At 54.6% G+C, this 15,275-nt stretch carries 25 protein-coding genes; 15 read left to right on the top strand and 10 right to left on the bottom strand.

Translation table 11 applies throughout. The features are described from left to right. Positions 1 to 5 precede the first annotated feature (5 nt). Together SynA1825c_RS09300 and SynA1825c_RS09295 are read left to right on the top strand one after the other, a co-directional pair. Complete coding sequence (locus SynA1825c_RS09300) at positions 6 to 275, top strand: hypothetical protein (RefSeq protein WP_186469043.1); 270 nt, start codon at positions 6 to 8, stop codon at positions 273 to 275. A 174-nt stretch (positions 276 to 449) separates the two neighbouring features. Continuing rightward, positions 450 to 695, top strand: a complete 246-nt coding sequence (locus SynA1825c_RS09295) for a Nif11-like leader peptide family natural product precursor (protein ID WP_186469042.1) — start codon at positions 450 to 452, stop codon at positions 693 to 695. Between the two features lie 128 nt (positions 696 to 823). Here the strand turns inward: SynA1825c_RS09295 and SynA1825c_RS09290 are convergent, their stop codons facing one another. Then, a complete protein-coding gene (locus SynA1825c_RS09290; RefSeq protein ID WP_186469041.1) occupies positions 824 to 1,897 on the bottom strand; it encodes a DUF4145 domain-containing protein in 1,074 nt (357 codons plus the stop codon). A gap of 66 nt (positions 1,898 to 1,963) precedes the next feature. Here SynA1825c_RS09290 and SynA1825c_RS09285 point away from each other — a divergent pair, with 66 nt between their 5' ends. After that, on the top strand, positions 1,964 to 2,239 hold the full coding sequence (locus SynA1825c_RS09285; protein ID WP_255476910.1) for a hypothetical protein: 276 nt from the start codon (positions 1,964 to 1,966) through the stop codon (positions 2,237 to 2,239). A gap of 107 nt (positions 2,240 to 2,346) precedes the next feature. Continuing rightward, positions 2,347 to 2,871, top strand: coding sequence for a dCTP deaminase (dcd, locus tag SynA1825c_RS09280; RefSeq protein WP_186471142.1), 525 nt, complete (start codon positions 2,347 to 2,349; stop codon positions 2,869 to 2,871). A 12-nt stretch (positions 2,872 to 2,883) separates the two neighbouring features. On the opposite strand, the gene SynA1825c_RS09275 is transcribed toward dcd, so the two are convergent. Continuing rightward, positions 2,884 to 3,411 (bottom strand): superoxide dismutase family protein, encoded by a 528-nt coding sequence (locus SynA1825c_RS09275; protein ID WP_186469040.1) that lies wholly within the window; start codon positions 3,409 to 3,411, stop codon positions 2,884 to 2,886. Positions 3,412 to 3,673: 262 nt separating this feature from the next. Between SynA1825c_RS09275 and SynA1825c_RS09270 the strand changes: the two genes are divergently transcribed. Together SynA1825c_RS09270 and SynA1825c_RS09265 are read left to right on the top strand one after the other, a co-directional pair. Next, positions 3,674 to 3,829 carry a hypothetical protein gene (locus SynA1825c_RS09270; RefSeq protein WP_186469039.1) on the top strand — a complete coding sequence of 52 codons (156 nt, stop codon included), beginning with the start codon at positions 3,674 to 3,676 and terminating at the stop codon, positions 3,827 to 3,829. 108 nt (positions 3,830 to 3,937) lie between these two features. Further along, positions 3,938 to 4,222, top strand: coding sequence for a DUF427 domain-containing protein (locus SynA1825c_RS09265; RefSeq protein WP_186469038.1), 285 nt, complete (start codon positions 3,938 to 3,940; stop codon positions 4,220 to 4,222). A 207-nt stretch (positions 4,223 to 4,429) separates the two neighbouring features. On the opposite strand, the gene SynA1825c_RS09260 is transcribed toward SynA1825c_RS09265, so the two are convergent. Then, positions 4,430 to 4,888, bottom strand: coding sequence for a hypothetical protein (locus SynA1825c_RS09260; RefSeq protein ID WP_186469037.1), 459 nt, complete (start codon positions 4,886 to 4,888; stop codon positions 4,430 to 4,432). A gap of 82 nt (positions 4,889 to 4,970) precedes the next feature. Between SynA1825c_RS09260 and SynA1825c_RS09255 the strand changes: the two genes are divergently transcribed. After that, positions 4,971 to 5,894 carry a LysR family transcriptional regulator gene (locus tag SynA1825c_RS09255; protein ID WP_186469036.1) on the top strand — a complete coding sequence of 308 codons (924 nt, stop codon included), beginning with the start codon at positions 4,971 to 4,973 and terminating at the stop codon, positions 5,892 to 5,894. Positions 5,895 to 6,035: 141 nt separating this feature from the next. Here the strand turns inward: SynA1825c_RS09255 and SynA1825c_RS09250 are convergent, their stop codons facing one another. Continuing rightward, positions 6,036 to 6,359: a hypothetical protein gene (locus tag SynA1825c_RS09250; RefSeq protein ID WP_186469035.1), complete on the bottom strand. Its 324-nt coding sequence runs from the start codon at positions 6,357 to 6,359 to the stop codon at positions 6,036 to 6,038. Further along, positions 6,356 to 6,595 carry a hypothetical protein gene (locus tag SynA1825c_RS09245; protein ID WP_186469034.1) on the bottom strand — a complete coding sequence of 80 codons (240 nt, stop codon included), beginning with the start codon at positions 6,593 to 6,595 and terminating at the stop codon, positions 6,356 to 6,358. The genes SynA1825c_RS09250 and SynA1825c_RS09245 overlap by 4 nt, the downstream gene beginning before the upstream one ends. Before the next feature lie 82 nt (positions 6,596 to 6,677). On the opposite strand from SynA1825c_RS09245, the gene SynA1825c_RS09240 reads away from it, so the two are divergent. Next, on the top strand, positions 6,678 to 7,055 hold the full coding sequence (locus SynA1825c_RS09240) for a hypothetical protein (RefSeq protein ID WP_370593739.1): 378 nt from the start codon (positions 6,678 to 6,680) through the stop codon (positions 7,053 to 7,055). A 172-nt stretch (positions 7,056 to 7,227) separates the two neighbouring features. Here the strand turns inward: SynA1825c_RS09240 and SynA1825c_RS09235 are convergent, their stop codons facing one another. Then, positions 7,228 to 8,373, bottom strand: coding sequence for a hypothetical protein (locus SynA1825c_RS09235; RefSeq protein WP_186469033.1), 1,146 nt, complete (start codon positions 8,371 to 8,373; stop codon positions 7,228 to 7,230). 149 nt (positions 8,374 to 8,522) lie between these two features. Continuing rightward, positions 8,523 to 8,657, bottom strand: coding sequence for a hypothetical protein (locus SynA1825c_RS13675; RefSeq protein ID WP_255478343.1), 135 nt, complete (start codon positions 8,655 to 8,657; stop codon positions 8,523 to 8,525). A 667-nt stretch (positions 8,658 to 9,324) separates the two neighbouring features. Between SynA1825c_RS13675 and SynA1825c_RS13545 the strand changes: the two genes are divergently transcribed. Continuing rightward, a complete protein-coding gene (locus tag SynA1825c_RS13545) occupies positions 9,325 to 9,525 on the top strand; it encodes a hypothetical protein (RefSeq protein ID WP_222929991.1) in 201 nt (66 codons plus the stop codon). Then, positions 9,506 to 9,901, top strand: coding sequence for a hypothetical protein (locus SynA1825c_RS09230; protein WP_186469032.1), 396 nt, complete (start codon positions 9,506 to 9,508; stop codon positions 9,899 to 9,901). Before SynA1825c_RS13545 ends, SynA1825c_RS09230 begins: the two co-directional genes overlap by 20 nt. A gap of 254 nt (positions 9,902 to 10,155) precedes the next feature. Here SynA1825c_RS09230 and SynA1825c_RS09225 read toward each other — a convergent pair whose 3' ends face one another. The 3 genes from SynA1825c_RS09225 to SynA1825c_RS09215 all read right to left on the bottom strand — a co-directional run bounded on the left by SynA1825c_RS09225 (position 10,156) and on the right by SynA1825c_RS09215 (position 11,091). Continuing rightward, the gene (locus SynA1825c_RS09225; protein ID WP_186469031.1) at positions 10,156 to 10,314 is read right to left on the bottom strand and encodes a hypothetical protein; all 159 of its coding nucleotides are present in this window, start codon (positions 10,312 to 10,314) and stop codon (positions 10,156 to 10,158) included. Positions 10,315 to 10,447: 133 nt separating this feature from the next. Continuing rightward, the gene (locus tag SynA1825c_RS09220; protein ID WP_186469030.1) at positions 10,448 to 10,645 is read right to left on the bottom strand and encodes a hypothetical protein; all 198 of its coding nucleotides are present in this window, start codon (positions 10,643 to 10,645) and stop codon (positions 10,448 to 10,450) included. A 218-nt stretch (positions 10,646 to 10,863) separates the two neighbouring features. After that, positions 10,864 to 11,091, bottom strand: coding sequence for a hypothetical protein (locus SynA1825c_RS09215; RefSeq protein ID WP_186469029.1), 228 nt, complete (start codon positions 11,089 to 11,091; stop codon positions 10,864 to 10,866). 257 nt (positions 11,092 to 11,348) lie between these two features. Here SynA1825c_RS09215 and SynA1825c_RS09210 point away from each other — a divergent pair, with 257 nt between their 5' ends. The 5 genes from SynA1825c_RS09210 to SynA1825c_RS09195 all read left to right on the top strand — a co-directional run bounded on the left by SynA1825c_RS09210 (position 11,349) and on the right by SynA1825c_RS09195 (position 15,242). Further along, positions 11,349 to 11,504, top strand: coding sequence for a DUF2256 domain-containing protein (locus SynA1825c_RS09210; RefSeq protein WP_186469028.1), 156 nt, complete (start codon positions 11,349 to 11,351; stop codon positions 11,502 to 11,504). A 534-nt stretch (positions 11,505 to 12,038) separates the two neighbouring features. Continuing rightward, positions 12,039 to 12,170: a hypothetical protein gene (locus SynA1825c_RS13670; RefSeq protein WP_255476906.1), complete on the top strand. Its 132-nt coding sequence runs from the start codon at positions 12,039 to 12,041 to the stop codon at positions 12,168 to 12,170. Positions 12,171 to 12,640: 470 nt separating this feature from the next. Continuing rightward, on the top strand, positions 12,641 to 13,576 hold the full coding sequence (locus SynA1825c_RS09205) for a metal ABC transporter substrate-binding protein (protein WP_186469027.1): 936 nt from the start codon (positions 12,641 to 12,643) through the stop codon (positions 13,574 to 13,576). A gap of 2 nt (positions 13,577 to 13,578) precedes the next feature. Next, entirely contained in the window at positions 13,579 to 14,319 is a 741-nt protein-coding gene (locus SynA1825c_RS09200) for a metal ABC transporter ATP-binding protein (protein ID WP_186471140.1), read from the top strand. A 92-nt stretch (positions 14,320 to 14,411) separates the two neighbouring features. Continuing rightward, positions 14,412 to 15,242 (top strand): metal ABC transporter permease, encoded by an 831-nt coding sequence (locus tag SynA1825c_RS09195; protein ID WP_186471139.1) that lies wholly within the window; start codon positions 14,412 to 14,414, stop codon positions 15,240 to 15,242. The last annotated feature ends 33 nt before the right edge of the window (positions 15,243 to 15,275 follow it).

Here is a 15,275-nt window from a genome sequence, read left to right as displayed (position 1 = left end):
AGTGAATGAAGCGTCTTCCAGGCCGCAGTCAGCCTCAGTGGCTTCAGCAGCTGCTTGGAATGGGTGTGTTGGTGATCGCGACGATTTGGATGATCACCTTGATCCCTCTTCTTCTGGTGGTGGGGTTGATTGCTGCAGTTCTGTTGATCCCTGTTCTGCGGCAGATGCGTCGGGAGATTGATCAGTTGGAGCGCAGTCAGCGTGGAGATCCACCACCACCGCGTGATGTCACTCCCTGGCATCAGCGAGCCTGGAATCGCTGGCACAACCGTTAATTGGTTGGTTCAACGACCGGCGCGATCGAATGGATCACCAAGATTGCTGTTGTGAGCAGTGTTGGCATGGATTTGAGGAGGTCGCGGATGCGACTCTTGGGTAGGTCAACCCTGATCGTTTGAGTCGGGTAGGCCGTTTGTCGCTAAGAGGGAGTTGTTCCTGCTTGTCTTCCCATGTCAGAAGAGCAACTCAAGGCCTTCCTTGAAAAGGTCAAAGTCGACTCTCGCCTTCAGGAGATACTCAAAGCGGCTAAATCGCCCGATGAAGTTGTAGCTATCGCGAAAGATCATGGTCATGATTTCACTTCTGACAAGATCAGCCAGCTTCGCGAAGAGGAGCTTGAAGAGGTGGCTGGTGCTGGAGGCAGGTCTTTCTGGTGGTCAGTCGGTTGTGGAACCTGTGCGCAACAAAATATTTGAGCATTGAACCGATCGAAATAATGAAGCATTGATTTGTTGCATGACCGGCAACATTTTTGAGAATTCGCTTCCATGCTGATCCGTCACGCTTGCAGCCGTTGGGTCCAATAGAAGAGTGCAGGATTGCCCTATTTCACCCATGGGTATTCCGACAGCACGCGTCGAAGCGAACACAGCATGGCGATCACATCGTGCTGCCCGATTCTCCGATTGCTACCCGCATCCTGCGGGTGGCCCATCCAATTCCCGAAGGTTCTCACCTGATGCATGCAACTCAGTAACCATGGGTCCATTCCTAAGAGCCTTAGTTTCTGAATCCCTTGATTGAGCCCGCGCAGTTCATCATCACCTTGGCTTCGCAGGTTATGTCTGACCAGTCGCTCCATCAGTCGTCGTGCGTGCATTCCAAGTGAGATCGGCGAGAACTCATCGCTTTCCAGCAACCGCAGAAGTTCGCTGAGATCAGAGGTGATTCGCAGTGGTTTGAGGCTTTCGTCTTCCAGAAGTCCATGCAGTAGCCGACGGAGATGATCAAGGCTTGCTGAATCACCTGGACGTTCAATCAGCGTGTGATGCGGGTCCTGCCTTTGAATGGCACGGTCAATGGTTTGCCCCAGGGGTCGCATGACGGCATCGTCACTGTCGAACAGGATCAAGCGATGCAGCTCGGGCAGATGTCGGAAGCCTTGGCGGCAGAGCTCCAGCAACCTGGAGTAGTCGCGCGTTTCCTCGCGGCTTGTTGGGTGGAGGCCAAACAAAGGAGCAGCAACGGTGTGGCAACGAATGCCTTGCATCGGCAGGATCGCCAGCAGTGAAAACAGGCGGTTGAAGGCATCCCATGGTTCGTTGGCTTGGGCACCTGCTTTCAAGCCTGCGGCGACGACAGCCACCCGTTGGAAATGGCTGTTGAGATTCCGACCGCCTCGATTGGTTGCAGCTGGCTGGAGCTCTAGCGGTTGGCTGACCCAGCTGTTCAGCAGGCTGCCACTGAGATCCACCGCTTTGGGGACTCTCTCAAGCTGGAAGCCAAAACTGTCTTGGAGCTCCATGGCCAGGATGCCGTGATGGTTCTCCTCGTTTGGGCGAGTGGCGGAGATCGCGAGCAGATCCACATCCAGACCCATCCCAGGGAAAAAGCCCGCCCTTAGTTCCAGATTGCGAGCGCCGTTGCTGGTTTCCAGATCAAAGGCATTGAGGAACATGAGCAGAAGCAGCCACCCGATGATCTTCGGTCAGAGTCGGTGATCCGTTGCAGGATGATTGCTGTCATGCATGCAGCGACGCTGTCGCGAGATTCCGTGGACTCCATTGATCCTCTTCTGCAAGCAGGTTCCATTGCGGATGGAATCGAGCACTTGTCTGACCAGCTCACACCAGCTGTGATCCGCGCAGCGCGATTGGATGCCAAGGGTCGCGCTGATCTGGATCGGATCGAATACGCGCTTGGAACGATTGGCAAGGCGTTAATCCTCACTGATTACGCCATCGACGAGAACAAAGACATGGACAAACTCCAGGCTTTCCGGGAATCGCAGCAACGCTGATCAGTTGCGAACGAGATTGTTCCGCGTGGATCAAGGGACGCCTCGTTGGATTGACCTCGCCCTCAGCTGTGAAGCCCAATACTCTGGGTGCCCTTGCATCGTGTCGTATGGCAGTCCTGGGGCGACAGGCCATTTTGGAAGCGATCGACCGTGGTGAGATCACCATCACGCCTTTTGATCCTGCAAGGGTTGGCCCCGCTTCGGTGGACCTCACCTTGGCAAGCAGCTTCAGGGTGTTCCGCAAGGTTCATGAAGTGATCGATGTGGACGAACACACCGACTACCGCTCATTCACCGACAAGATTGATGTGAATGATGGCGATCACATCCTGATCATGCCAGGCGAAACGATTCTTGGAATCACCTTGGAGCGCCTCCGCCTCAGCCCAGGACTGTGTGGGTGGCTTGAAGGACGGAGTCGGTTTGCCCGGCTTGGCTTGATGGTGCATATCAGTGCACCATTTATGGGCCCTGGCATTGATAGTCAGCAAGTGCTCGAGATGAGTAATTTTGGGCCGGCCCCGTTGGCTGTGCATCCCGGCACCGCAATCTGTCAGTTCATTTTTCAGACTTTGGACGGAGAGGAGCACTACCAAGGGCGTTTCGCTGGTCAGAGCCAACAAAGCTTCTGACCCGATGTGGTTCTAGTTCGCCACACCGCAGGCGATTCGGGCACCGCCACCCCCAAGAGGAGGGGTATCGCCATAGGTATCGCCTCCGGCATGCACGATCAGAGCATGACCGCGGAGGTCAGCGGTGTTCAGTCGAGGTGCAACGACATCGGTGCGTGTGACGCCATCCACATCAACAATCAAGCGACTTAAATCACCTCGATGTCCTTGACCGAAAGGCCCTTGGTGCGTGTTGGTCTGATCGGGATCCCAATGTCCAAGGGCTGCGAGGCCTGCAACAGCAATCCCTTCACCATTCTGGGCGATTTCGCATGATTCACCCTCATGAAGGTGAAAACCATGCTCGCCCTCAGGCAACCCTTGAACGGAGGGTCTGATGACCAAGCCGTCGGGACCGTCCTCTGCCTTGACGGTTCCGATCGACTCACCGATGCCTTGATCACTGATGCTGTTCATCGTGATCGTGATGTTGTTTGCCATGGCGGTTCCAGGCCACAGCAAAAGGCAGCACAACGAAAGCAGGGTGACCAGTCGATGCATGTGGTGCTGGTTGACTTCAATCATTCTGAGGTGGCATGCGCGTGGCTGTGGACGCTGAGCGATGGAGATGCATCGCTCCCGCAACGCCTTAAGAGAGCCTTTGTCCTTCGGCTGAACACAACGTTGTCCTTGACATCCCCGGAGAATGGGTTTGATGGTTTCACGATCGGTCATGCGAATTGCTGACTTCCTGTATCGAAGGTTCGGACTCAATATCTACAAAGCTGCTCCAAATTTGCGTGCTCATCCTCTTGAGCAAAATGTGCCTGCACCCTCTCAAAACAGCTCTGAGGAGCCTGAGCCTGAAGCACCAAGCCAGCCTGCTGCTTCGCCGTCCGAGGTCATTCACATCGGTCCGCGTGGTGGTCGCTACAAAGTCGACTCCAAAGGTCGAAAGATTTATCTCAAAGCCGGCTGATTCGTTTGTCCAAGCTCTCGCGAAATGGGTGATGCCCTCGATCCGTCGAGCTCATGGTTTGAAAGTGGACATGCCTGCGTCACAATCATTCGAGTTCTGACAGGCATGATGCAGGCGATTTTCAACGGAACGGTTCTTGCCGAGAGCGATGACATCGTGATCGTGGATGGCAATCCGTATTTTCCTCGCGAGGCCATGCGTACGGATTTTTTTCGCGCGTCAACGCACACCACCGTTTGTGGTTGGAAAGGAGAGGCCCGCTACTGGGATGTGGTTGTGGACGGTCAAGAGATCAGCAATGTGGTTTGGAGCTATGACGCACCGAAGCCGGATGCTGAGAAGATCCGTGAGCGGTTTGCTTTCTACCGTGGCAGGGGTGTTGAGGTGCATTAAAGCTTCAGCGCCTGCGGCTTCGCCGGTTGGCTTTACGGGTGCCACCGTATTGATAATCCGGCTGTGACTTCAGCGTCGGCCAGCATGTAGGGCAGACCAACCTCCATGTCTTCAGCAGGCGCGTTCGAACTCGGTAGTGCAACGGTCCTGCAGTTCTGCAGATCTCACATTCGATGGTCTGATCGCTGACGTCATGCTTTGGCATGGCTAAGCGTTGGTGTCGAGCAGTAGGAACTCTTGCTGACGTCGCTCCAGTTGATTCAACGCCTCCTGGGGGTGTCGATGGCTTGGCATGAGTTGCACAACCATGGGCCGTTGGCCGAATAACACCATGGCAATGGCTTCGCGGTTGGGATCGTAGGACTGCAGAGCCTGTGTAATTCTCGTTTTGCTGGCGTCGTCTCCGAGGCAGCCCAGCGCTGCTTCAGCATCGGAACCGGTGAGATAAGAAGGGCGGAGTTGACTGGGCTCATCGCTCCAAGGCCAGGGCCCAGACTGGCTTGTGGTTGCACGAACGACAACCAACCCTGCCCCTTGGGATTGAAACCCTTGCCACGCCCAAGCCTCAAGAAGTTGTCGATGCTCTTGAAACCACCGGGATTCGCGGTCAAGCGTCGGTTGTCGGCGAGCGGTGAGCGTTGGATTTGGAAACCTGTTCAGCGTCATGGTGCTGAATGCAAGCTGAGCGAGTTGTTAGCAGTTTGTAGGCTGAGGTTTGAAAAGTAAAATGTGCAATCTTCATTGATCGATGAACGTCGCTCATGAGCATGCCCTGCAAAGGGTGCACCTTCAAATCATTGTTGAAGTTGAGCGGCAGGGATCATTGACCGCTGCGGCTGACGCTTTGTCGTTGACGCAGTCGGCGCTCAGTCACTCGATCAAAAAACTTGAGAAACAGCTTGGCCTGACGATTTGGGTGCGAGATGGCCGGCGCTTGCATCTCACTTCAGCAGGTCGTTATCTGTTGTCGTTAGGTGAGCGAATTCTGCCTCAGCTCTCTGTTGCGGAAATGCATCTAACGCAATTTGCGACTGGTGTTCGCGGGACCTTGCGAGTGGGTATGGAATGTCACCCTTGTTATCAGTGGCTTCTGAGGGTGACTGAGCCCTATTTGCGTTCCTATTCAGATGTGGATATTGATGTTATTCAGAAATTCCAGTTTGGCGGCTTAGATGCACTGATTAATTATGAAATTGATGTGCTTGTAACGCCCGATCCTGTTTTGAAGAAGGGTCTCCGTTTTGAACCTGTTTTTGACTATGAACAAGTTCTTGTGGTGTGTGCCAATCATCCTTTGACATCGCAGTCATGGGTGAAGCCACAAGACTTGAAAGACGAGGTCTTGTTTTCTTACCCCGTCAGTTTGGAAAGACTTGATATCTATCGATCTTTTTTCACGCCTGCTGGGCTCGCTCCGGCTTGCCACAAGCGTGTTGAAACAACGGACATGATCTTGCAGATGGTGGCTTGTGGTCGGGGTGTAACGGCCTTGCCGCGCTGGCTGGCTGAGGGTTACGCGGAATCGATGGATTTGGTGGTGCTTCGTTTGGGTGAGGACGGTATTGCAAAGCAGATCCATCTGGGTCTCCGAGATGAATCTCTGCGATGTGACTACATCGCTGGTTTCGTGCGCGAGGCACAAACGTCGAGATCGGCGTTGTCGACCGATTAACCGCAACGCGAGCGGACGTTCAGCGGCAGAGGGTGGCGTCCCCGCCATGAAGACCCTCGAAGCCCGAAGGCCCAGCCTTGGTCGCTGCGTGTTCCGCCTGTCGCTGGGGTATCCGCCAAGTTTGTGAACTGAGCTCAGGTTTCAGTTGGCATCTCGCACGCGTTTCACGGCTAGACCGGCCTCAGCCGCAGTGACCCCAGCCAGAGCGATCAAGCCGAGCAGTCCGACCCATTGGTTGCGAATCTCAAAATCTGGTGCTGCGTTTTGGCCGAGGACGGCTCCTGCAAGAAACCAGGTGGTGGCAAGCACGGAGGTGATCCAATAGGGCTTCCAACGTCGCTGGTACAGATAACCAGCACCAAGACTAGGGATCACGTTCAAGACTACGGCCACCCAGCCGGCGGACGCCGCCAGGATCTGCGCGTTGGTTGGTTTGGACGACGACTCAGGTGCGGACGGCGTCATGCGCTTTTCTGGCTTGCCGCGTAAGCCACGGCACCGCCGGCCACCAGAGTCAGCAGACCGGTGCTCACCAAAAAGCCCGTCAGCATGATCAGCCCTAGGAAGGAGCCCAGCAATGACATTTTCACCCGTAGCAATTTCGACTTCATCAGCATCACCAGCAGAAGCAGCACGGTGGCTTTCAGGCCTGCGATTTTGGCGGCACTGATCGGACAGAACGGAATGAGTGGTGGAAGCATGGGGGCGGTGTTGCGCAGAAGTGCGACGCTGTCACTCTGACGTTTCCAGCGTTCTCCTGTGGATCAGCGTGTTCAAGAGCTGTTGAATCGGTTCTCTCGGGGGGTGCTGACACTGCTGCTGTTGATTCCGCTTTTGCTGGCTTGCGAGGCTGAGCCCGCGGGGGCGGCATGGATCTGTGATGGTGATCGACTCACCGCGGAAGTGGTTCATTTGGGCCGCGATGCGATCGGAACCACAACAGAACCGATTCCCAACATCAGTGATGGCACCTCGCCAGGTGATTTGATTCTGTTGACTTGGCGCGGTGTCACGCTTCAGTTGCCGCGCACGAACAATGCGGGGGTTCCCAGTTACACCGATGGACGTTGGTGGTGGCAGGTGGAGGATCCGGACCACCCCGATTTCCGCCAGAGGCGATCGTCCATCATTCAGTACATCTGCGATACAGAGACCTCCTGATCATTCTTCAGGCAGCCGACGCCAGACCTTGAAGCAGCATGTATTCGTAGGCCGCTGCAGCAAGCAGCAACGCTCCGATCACACTCAGAAGCACACGACCATCCATGACGTCACAGGCTCTCAGCCGCAAAACGATTGGAGCTTCAAACTAGGCGCAATCCGTGATGTTGCATTAGTTGATGTTGCGATTCCGACGTTGCTCCTCTTCTTCAAACCGGTCGGTTTCTTCCAGGATCCAACCGTCATCTCTCATCATTGAGTTGATGACCTGATCTCGATAGTCAACCTCGAGCGCACCGTTGATTCCAAATGCTGCCATCACTCTGTCGCGATCGCCGATGATCTCTTCACGGAAGAGCTCGTAGAGATCTGGGTTTTCGATCAGAACGGGATCGGGCTTGCCATTCATTCGCCACAACCATCGGTAGAAAAACGGTTTGTGCTTTGCTTTGATCTGCACGATGCGCATGAGCTCGTGGGTGGACAGCAGATCACAGCGGGTTTGTGTCTCCCAGATCTCTGCGTCGCTGAGTGTTCCTGCTGCGTGTTTGCAGTGATCGAATAAGGCTTTGATGGTCTGCTGGGGTGTGAGCTTGAACGGCAGGGACTCAGGATCAATGACCTCCTGCACCAGATACACCATTCGAGTGAGGGCATCTTTGCTGAATGTGCCCGTTAGGGCATAAACAGCTGCGGCTTTGCGGATGTCCCAGAACCAGCCGGGATTGTCGCGGCAAGCCGTCGTGATAAGGGTGTCAAACGCTTTTTGAGCGTCTGCGCTGATGTGGATGGATAAAGCCTGGATCGCCGCAGCGAACTCCTCCTCCAGCTTCTGAGCAAAGTGTTGCTGATGCGCTTGGTAGGTCGGACTGCTGCGCCACTCCTCTGGAGTGCTGCGCCATTGTGGTGGAGGTTCGGGGCAGCGGTACAACTGAAAGCGTTCCTTGCCCTCCAAACTCCAGTTGTAAGCCCTCAGATCCTCCACATTCACCCCTTCCACGAGGTGAACATCAAGCTCGTGATTTGAGGTCACCAGACGCACCACCGCCAGTGTGCTTTCTGGAGGTATGAGGGTCTCGATGGCGATCACGCCTCTTCCCTCGCTGGACACTTCAATCAATCGGCCTTCGTTGCGATGGCTGAAGCTGTTCAAGCAATTGTCATGTGAGCGTTCGCAGCGAAGTTTCTTGGTGATTGGATCGATGCTGGTGATGTAGGAACCAATCGCCTCGCCATGCGCGCCGCTTGGTCTCCAGGCGCTTTCGTCATCACGACAGATGAACACAACCCGGTTGTGGATCTGCTGGCTCAAAATCATCATTCAGATGGGTCAATCATGTTTCTCTTCGCAGCTCTGAAGAGCTTAAGAATATGCCAGTGTGGTGTTTGCCTGTGATTAATCATGATGGTACAGACCCGGCACTTTGAACCACATTTGCACGCATGATTGAAGATATAGACTACAAGTCAAGTGAGCTTCAAATGCTCTGTTTTGATTTTCACATTCTCAAGGTTTTCTGTGGGTGTTTCTTCTTGGCCGGCAAGAAAAGCACCGATCACCGCAATGGAGAACAAGAAAATCAAAACAAACAGATATTTCATGGATTGAAAGAGTTGATGTGTTGGTTCTGATCAAGCGTCGGTTCACGATTCGCTGGGGCCCTCGATGAAGACGACTTTTTGACAGTCTTTCGGATTAGCTCGAACCTACGTGGCGCTTGAAAATGATGATTGACTTGATGATTAAATTGTCAATGAACCTTGGCTCATTGTTTCAATCACTTTTCTTCCTCGACAGGGGCTGTATTTTTTCTGCAGACCCATTCTGGCAAAGGCTTCCCATCCTTGTCAGTGCAGTTTTCGAGGTTGTCGACATCGATATTGCACCCTGCGACAGTCACGGACAAGATGACTGCAGATGAGATTCGCCAGAACATGGGTTCATCTTCATTGACCACTCAACTCTAATTGATTCACGGCAAGACGTCGAAAGTGATTTGTCTGGATTGAATTGTTTCCTTAGGCGACATCCTGGTGTGCCTTTGTGTCATTGAACTGAGCCTTGGTCAGTGCGTTGCTTCACGGCGCGCGACTGCCAATGGTTTGATCGGCATGACGCGGTTCTGGATTGCTTGCAAAATTGTCACCTGACGGTGAATTCTGTGAAGATACCCGTGTGAACAATCAAAAGCACCGTTCAGTTGCGTTCTCGGGAACTCGCCTGTGGTGATCGTTCAGCACTCGCTCCTAACAACAGGAAAGCTCCTTGATGCATTGGCATGATCCACGGTGGATTCTTCTGGCTTGGCTGGTGGTGGCTCTAGCCAGTGCGCTGCGCTTCTGGAGAATCACAGGACCGTTTCGTGCGCGTTTGCGTAGCCAGCAACGGCCAGCAGCGCTGAACCCTGAGCAGGCACGCCAATCGTTAGAGCGTTCTTGGAGAAAGCGTGATGCAACCAACCCGCACTGAATACGATGGCCTGATGGTGGATCCCACTCCACAAGACCAACTGGAACAGGACTTGGCTCAGGCCCAGGACCTTGGCCGTTGGCTCAGCGATGATGAACGTCTGGAACGGCAACGCGCTGAGCAGCAGGCGCTCACTGACAAGCAACAACAGGACCAACATCGGCTCAAGCTGGTGGCGTTAGCCATTGTTTGTGTGGTGATACCGCCGTTATGGCCACTCGCCTTTGGAATCACTCTGCATCTGCTGTTTCCGAAAACCTTTGGTCGGTTGCTGTGGGTCGCTGGTGGAAGTGCAGTGGTGTTGGGGGTGCTGACGGTTGGAGTCGGTTTGGCGATCGCGACGTGTCTCTGGATGCTGATTCAGTCCTGGATTTGAAAACAATGTAACGTCCGACACCAAATGCTCTTCCTGCGTTCATGATTAGTTCGCTCGTGCGTGTGGTGACACAGACCGCGAGCGAAGACTCTTCAGCTAGCCGTAACAGCTGGATGAGTCTTCATGGCTTTTGCATCCCGGTTCAGGCATGGAGCATGAGCCATGCCAAAGAGCATCCAACCAAGAGAGACACCAGTCCGAGGATGGCTTTCCAAAAGCGTGGGTCGGTGGGTTCAAACAACGACCTGGAAGGCTCACCCGATCAGTCTGATGGATCCATTGTCGACCTGGCGCAGCAGGTCCGATCTGAGCTTGAGATCTTGGTCGTCAAGGTTCTGAAGCATCAAAACAGAGCGATAAGCGTCGACGGTGATGCTGCTGTGAAGCTTGGCGTTGAGATACAGCTCAACCATTCCGGGCACGAAGTTCCTTAGACCCTAGTGTCCATGACTACACATCCGGGCCCTTTCCATCGCAATCGCTTGTTGGCAAAAAGATGGAGTTTAGGAGGCCCGTGTTCGTTGGCCTGTGCCGACGGCTGGCGGGTTAGCTGTCAGTGCCGCTGATCGGCGGCATGCCCTGCCGCATCACCCAACTGGTGGCTGCCTTTTGCGTTTGCCACGCCGTCATGAGCTGCCGGGCCAACTGACGCAATTGATCGGGGTCAGTCGTTGTTTCCAGGGTGCGATTGAATTGTTCGATCTGAAAGCGCTGCTCAACTGTGAGCTGGATGCTGCCGTTCATGTCGATCTCCATGAGGGAGTGACTGCAAGGTATCGGCAGAAAGCAAACAATTTGTTGCAAATCGCACGGTTAAGTCGCTTTTTGAGGAACTTCTCACTTAAGCGGCTGAACCGTGAACTGTGCCTGTTTTGGTGCTCCTGTTTGAGTTGTTCAGTTGATCCTGAACACTGTCCACATGGCGTCAAGACAGATCTTTGCTTGGCAAGCGTCGTGGTTTGTTATGACGCCAGGGCCTGGGATGCCTGATGGGATTGATTTTCAATCCCGTGCGCCAGGGCAGACACATAGCGGCGTCCCGCACGGTTGGCATCCTCAACAGATCGATAATTGCCGACGTGGGTGTATTCCTTTCCGTTGGTGGTCGCTGAAACGGAGTAGAGGTGTTTGGTGACGCGTTGAACGCTCCAATGCATAAAGCAGGCTGGTGCTGACTGATGGATTGCCATTCTCACCTCGACGCTGATTGTGTGGAACTTATGACACGGTCATGGTTTTGGAGCACTCGCTTCTTGTTTCGCAAATAAGTATTTATTTTTTCTTAATAAAAATGGTTGCTTGTGTCTGTGAGGAGGGATGTATTGGTTTGCGTGTGAAATTGGAGCAGGTTTGATGTTCTGATGCTTCTGGCATCGCTTTGGAGGATGCCTCCTTTGCCTGCCAAGGCTGTTCATCATGGAGGCCCATTCCCGTCGCTTCGCTCTGGATGCGTCCAAGTGATCGCCCCACCAAAATTTGCCCTGTCTGCGGTCGACCCTTTCAATGGCGCAAGAAGTGGAAGGACGTTTGGGACGAAGTCCGCTACTGCTCAGAGCGGTGCAGGCGCCATAAAAAAACCTCCGATCGTCGATCGAAGGTTTGAACACTCGTGCCGAAGCTCCCATCACCCGGCCCAAAAGCGTCAGCAGGACACTGCAAAGTGCGCTCTGCTCACCACACCATCAATAGGTCTGGTGTGCGGGTTCGCGCAAGCCCCAGATTTGGTGTCTCTGGCGGTGTGTAGGAGGGCATGGTGTCGCGTTTCGGCGAGCAAGATGCTTGGTCGATGCCCTGCGTCACACTAGATTTAGCGTGTGCCGCTTTGAAACTGTCATTTTCCGATTTTGCGAGAAAAATGCCCCGCCGAAGGCAGGGGTGGTTGGGGTGTGTCAGCGGCCGTCTTGCCTTGTTTCGACGATGCCGCCCACCCGGTTCCTCACAGAGGAACCATCGCGAGCCAACTGTCACTGTGCCAGTTGGTGTTGGACGCTTGGCCTGCTGGCCCTAGAGGTCTTGCGTCACGTTTGGCAATCAGCAACGGCCAGCCAGTGAAGAGCTGTGAAGGGCCTATGCAGTTTTCAAGTTGTTCCCGGCAGCGCCGACATTGAATGAGATTTGAGGGTTAAGGCGGGTCTCCATGTCGCTTCCTGGTCTTCTGCTTGTTCTTTCTGGCTTGGAGCGCGTGGACGGTCAGGGTGTTGTGGCGCTCGTGCTCTTAATCATGGCTCTCACGGTTGTGGGTCGCCGAATGAATAATCCCGGTCTTTAAGGATTTTTTGAACACTGCATGCTGGCTTGGTCGAGGTCAATGGAAACACTGAGTTCTTCTTGACCCAAGGTGAATCAATGATCGTTTGAGGATGTGTTTGCGAGTTTGATACTGCTTTGCCAGGTACACGAACTGCCTACATTCTCATTGTGCTCATGATCTCAATGGTTCACTCTTTCATTCAATGTGTTGTTTATTGCTTCAATATTAATTTCAGCTGACGATCCATGATTGTGTTGGTGAAGTGATGAACCAACACAATCAAAACTTCGGACACGAAGTGGTTTGAAGTCTGGGCCAAGTACGTGATCGATGGCTGGTGTGCAGCCCGTTGTTGGATTGGCAGATGGTGCGGCCAAGGTATGACGGTCGATTGATGGGATCTCGGTCTCTGTTCTGAAGCCCGAGGTTCGTTCCCTAGTGTTCTCTGATCAATCACCAAGGAGCACCACTGTTTGGCGACGCGTCACATGCCCCTTCCCACACTTGCTGTTGGATTGCTGGCGCTGCTGATGGCCTGTTCTGGGCCGAGCCGTTTGTCCTCGATGGAGCGTGGCGCCACAACGGATGCTCGCCCAAAGGTTTTAACCACCTTCACCATTCTTGCCGACATGGCGAGCAATGTTGCTGGCGACCGCCTGCAGGTGGAGTCGATCACAAAGCCTGGTGCTGAGATTCATGGATATGAATTCACTCCCAGTGACATCGAGCGGGCATTGGGCGCTGACCTGATCGTTGAGAACGGGTTGGGGTTGGAACTCTGGGCCAAGCGTTTTACAGCTGCTGCCGGCCAGGTTCCGACCGTGACGCTGACCAATGGACTACAGCCTCTCTTGATCGAGGAGGACGCTTACGCGGGGCGCCCCAACCCCCATGCCTGGATGTCGCCCAAGACGGCCCAGCACTACGTCGATCAGCTTGTGCTGGCCTTTTCTGAATTGGATCCTGAGGGCAGTGAGGCGTATCAGAGCAACGCTGAGGCCTACAAGGCCAGCCTGCGAAAGCTGGATGAGGAGTTGCGCCAGAGCTTGGCAACCTTGCCTGAAGGCCAACGGTTGCTGGTCAGCTGCGAGGGTGCTCTGAGCTACCTCGCGCGCGATTACGGTCTGCAAGAGGCCTATCTCTGGCCCGTCAATGCGGAAAGCCAAATCACGCCACGCCGGATGGCCAGACTGATTAATCGCGTTAGACAGGATCAGGTGCCAGCGGTGTTCTGCGAAACCACAGTGAGCGATCAGCCGCAACGTGAAGTTGCTCGAGCAGCCGGAAGCCGCTTTGGTGGCAGTTTCTTTGTCGATTCCTTGTCAGATGACAACGGTCCAGCCCCCACCCTCCTCGATCTGCATCGCCACAATGTGAAACTCATTCGAGCTGGTCTTGGCTCCCCCGCCGATCCAACCCCATGACGATCCGGATCGCAGCAGAGCAGGTTTGCGTTGACTACAACGGCACCGTTGCGCTTTACGACGCCTCCCTGACCCTTCCTGCTGGTTGCATCTGTGGGTTGGTTGGCATGAATGGCGCCGGGAAATCGACATTGTTCAAGGCCCTTACCGGTTTTGTGCGTCCATCCCGAGGACGGATTCGCATCAATGGGGCCAAGGTGGCGGCAGCGCAACGGGAGCAAGCGGTTGCCTATGTGCCCCAAAGCGAGGGGATCGACTGTGATTTCCCCGTCTCCGTCTGGGATGTGGTGATGATGGGTCGCTATGGCGGTATGAACTGCCTGCGAATCCCGCGGCAGTCGGATCGGATCGCCGTTCGTGCCGCTCTTGAGCGCGTTGATCTGCTCGAGTTGCGCGATCGACCTCTGGCGGCACTCTCCGGTGGACAACGCAAACGCGCTTTCCTCGCCCGAGCCATTGCCCAGCGTGCTTCGGTGTTGTTGCTGGATGAACCTTTCAATGGCGTGGACGTCCGCACTGAAAAGCTGATGGCAGAGCTTTTTTTGCAACTCCGCAGTCAAGGTTGCTCGATGTTGATCTCCACCCATGACCTCAGTCACGTGCGTGATTTCTGCGATCTCGTTGTGCTGATCAATAAGACGGTTTTGGCCTACGGAGAGACATCTGAGGTGTTCACTCCTGAGAATCTGTCGCTGGCGTTCGGTGGTGTTCCTCCTGATCTGTTGCAAGGGCATCCGCAGTGAACTGAAGATCAGTTGTGTGATCACACGTGGTCGCTGCCGCTGCTTTGTGCAAGCTGCTGGGACAATGGCGGTGAGCTGAGATCTCGGACTTGCTGGAGTTGCTGCTGGAACCGCTGCGCCATGACTTCATGGTTCGTGCGCTGCTGATCAGCGCGCTGGTGGGTGGCGTCTGTGGATTGCTCTCCTGTTACATGACCCTCAAGGGTTGGGCCCTGATGGGAGATGCGGTCTCCCATGCCGTGCTGCCAGGGGTTGTGCTGGCTTATGCCCTCGGCTTGCCGTTTTCCCTCGGTGCCTTCGTGTTCGGTGTCGGTTCGGTGGCAACCATCGGTTTTGTGAAGCAGAAATCGCGGATCAAGGAAGACACCGTGATCGGCCTGGTCTTCACAGGCTTTTTCGCGCTGGGGTTGGTGTTGGTCTCCAAGACCCGCAGCAACATTGATCTCACCCACGTGCTGTTCGGAAACGTGTTGGGCATCTCAGCGGCAGACATCAGTCAGACCTGGTGGATCTGCTCCGCCGTCGTGGCGATGTTGTTGCTTTTCCGGCGAGACCTCTTGCTGTTCTGTTTCGATCCCACCCACGCACGCTCGATCGGGATCAACACAGGTTTTCTTCACTACCTCTTGCTGTCCGTGCTGTCCCTTGCTGCCGTGGCTGGTTTGCAGACCGTAGGCATCATTCTGGTGGTGGCCATGCTGGTGACTCCAGGCGCGACGGCTTACCTGCTCACGGATCGCTTTGATCGGATGACCTGGCTCGCCATCGGCAGCAGTGTTTTGTCCAGTTTGATTGGTGTGTATGTGAGCTATTGGACCGATAGTTCGACAGCTGGTTGCATTGTGCTGGTGCAAACTGGGCTGTTTTTATTGGCGTTTCTGCTGGCTCCTCAGCATGGAATTTTGCGTCGCTCCTCACCATGAGTGCCCCGTCTGTTGCCCCTTGAGTGAACTGTT

The sequence above is a fragment of the Synechococcus sp. A18-25c genome (assembly GCF_014280035.1).
GTDB lineage: Bacteria > Cyanobacteriota > Cyanobacteriia > PCC-6307 > Cyanobiaceae > Synechococcus_C.
This window is presented reverse-complemented; position numbering and strand designations above follow the sequence as displayed.

Coding starts and splice junctions, on each gene's coding strand:
- SynA1825c_RS09250 (WP_186469035.1), bottom strand. CDS start 6,359: ATGACGCCGTCCGCACCTGAGTCGTCGTCCAAACCAACCAACGCGCAG.
- SynA1825c_RS09235 (WP_186469033.1), bottom strand. CDS start 8,373: ATGATTTTGAGCCAGCAGATCCACAACCGGGTTGTGTTCATCTGTCGT.
- SynA1825c_RS09255 (WP_186469036.1), top strand. CDS start 4,971: ATGAACGTCGCTCATGAGCATGCCCTGCAAAGGGTGCACCTTCAAATC.
- SynA1825c_RS13675 (WP_255478343.1), bottom strand. CDS start 8,657: ATGAAATATCTGTTTGTTTTGATTTTCTTGTTCTCCATTGCGGTGATC.
- SynA1825c_RS09290 (WP_186469041.1), bottom strand. CDS start 1,897: ATGTTCCTCAATGCCTTTGATCTGGAAACCAGCAACGGCGCTCGCAAT.
- SynA1825c_RS09295 (WP_186469042.1), top strand. CDS start 450: ATGTCAGAAGAGCAACTCAAGGCCTTCCTTGAAAAGGTCAAAGTCGAC.
- SynA1825c_RS09300 (WP_186469043.1), top strand. CDS start 6: ATGAAGCGTCTTCCAGGCCGCAGTCAGCCTCAGTGGCTTCAGCAGCTG.
- SynA1825c_RS09225 (WP_186469031.1), bottom strand. CDS start 10,314: ATGGTTGAGCTGTATCTCAACGCCAAGCTTCACAGCAGCATCACCGTC.
- SynA1825c_RS13545 (WP_222929991.1), top strand. CDS start 9,325: ATGCATTGGCATGATCCACGGTGGATTCTTCTGGCTTGGCTGGTGGTG.
- SynA1825c_RS09285 (WP_255476910.1), top strand. CDS start 1,964: ATGCATGCAGCGACGCTGTCGCGAGATTCCGTGGACTCCATTGATCCT.
- SynA1825c_RS09275 (WP_186469040.1), bottom strand. CDS start 3,411: ATGCATCGACTGGTCACCCTGCTTTCGTTGTGCTGCCTTTTGCTGTGG.
- SynA1825c_RS09220 (WP_186469030.1), bottom strand. CDS start 10,645: ATGAACGGCAGCATCCAGCTCACAGTTGAGCAGCGCTTTCAGATCGAA.
- SynA1825c_RS09260 (WP_186469037.1), bottom strand. CDS start 4,888: ATGACGCTGAACAGGTTTCCAAATCCAACGCTCACCGCTCGCCGACAA.
- SynA1825c_RS09245 (WP_186469034.1), bottom strand. CDS start 6,595: ATGCTTCCACCACTCATTCCGTTCTGTCCGATCAGTGCCGCCAAAATC.
- SynA1825c_RS09265 (WP_186469038.1), top strand. CDS start 3,938: ATGCAGGCGATTTTCAACGGAACGGTTCTTGCCGAGAGCGATGACATC.
- SynA1825c_RS09205 (WP_186469027.1), top strand. CDS start 12,641: ATGCCCCTTCCCACACTTGCTGTTGGATTGCTGGCGCTGCTGATGGCC.
- SynA1825c_RS09230 (WP_186469032.1), top strand. CDS start 9,506: ATGCAACCAACCCGCACTGAATACGATGGCCTGATGGTGGATCCCACT.
- dcd (WP_186471142.1), top strand. CDS start 2,347: ATGGCAGTCCTGGGGCGACAGGCCATTTTGGAAGCGATCGACCGTGGT.
- SynA1825c_RS09215 (WP_186469029.1), bottom strand. CDS start 11,091: ATGGCAATCCATCAGTCAGCACCAGCCTGCTTTATGCATTGGAGCGTT.
- SynA1825c_RS13670 (WP_255476906.1), top strand. CDS start 12,039: ATGTCGCTTCCTGGTCTTCTGCTTGTTCTTTCTGGCTTGGAGCGCGTG.
- SynA1825c_RS09210 (WP_186469028.1), top strand. CDS start 11,349: ATGCGTCCAAGTGATCGCCCCACCAAAATTTGCCCTGTCTGCGGTCGA.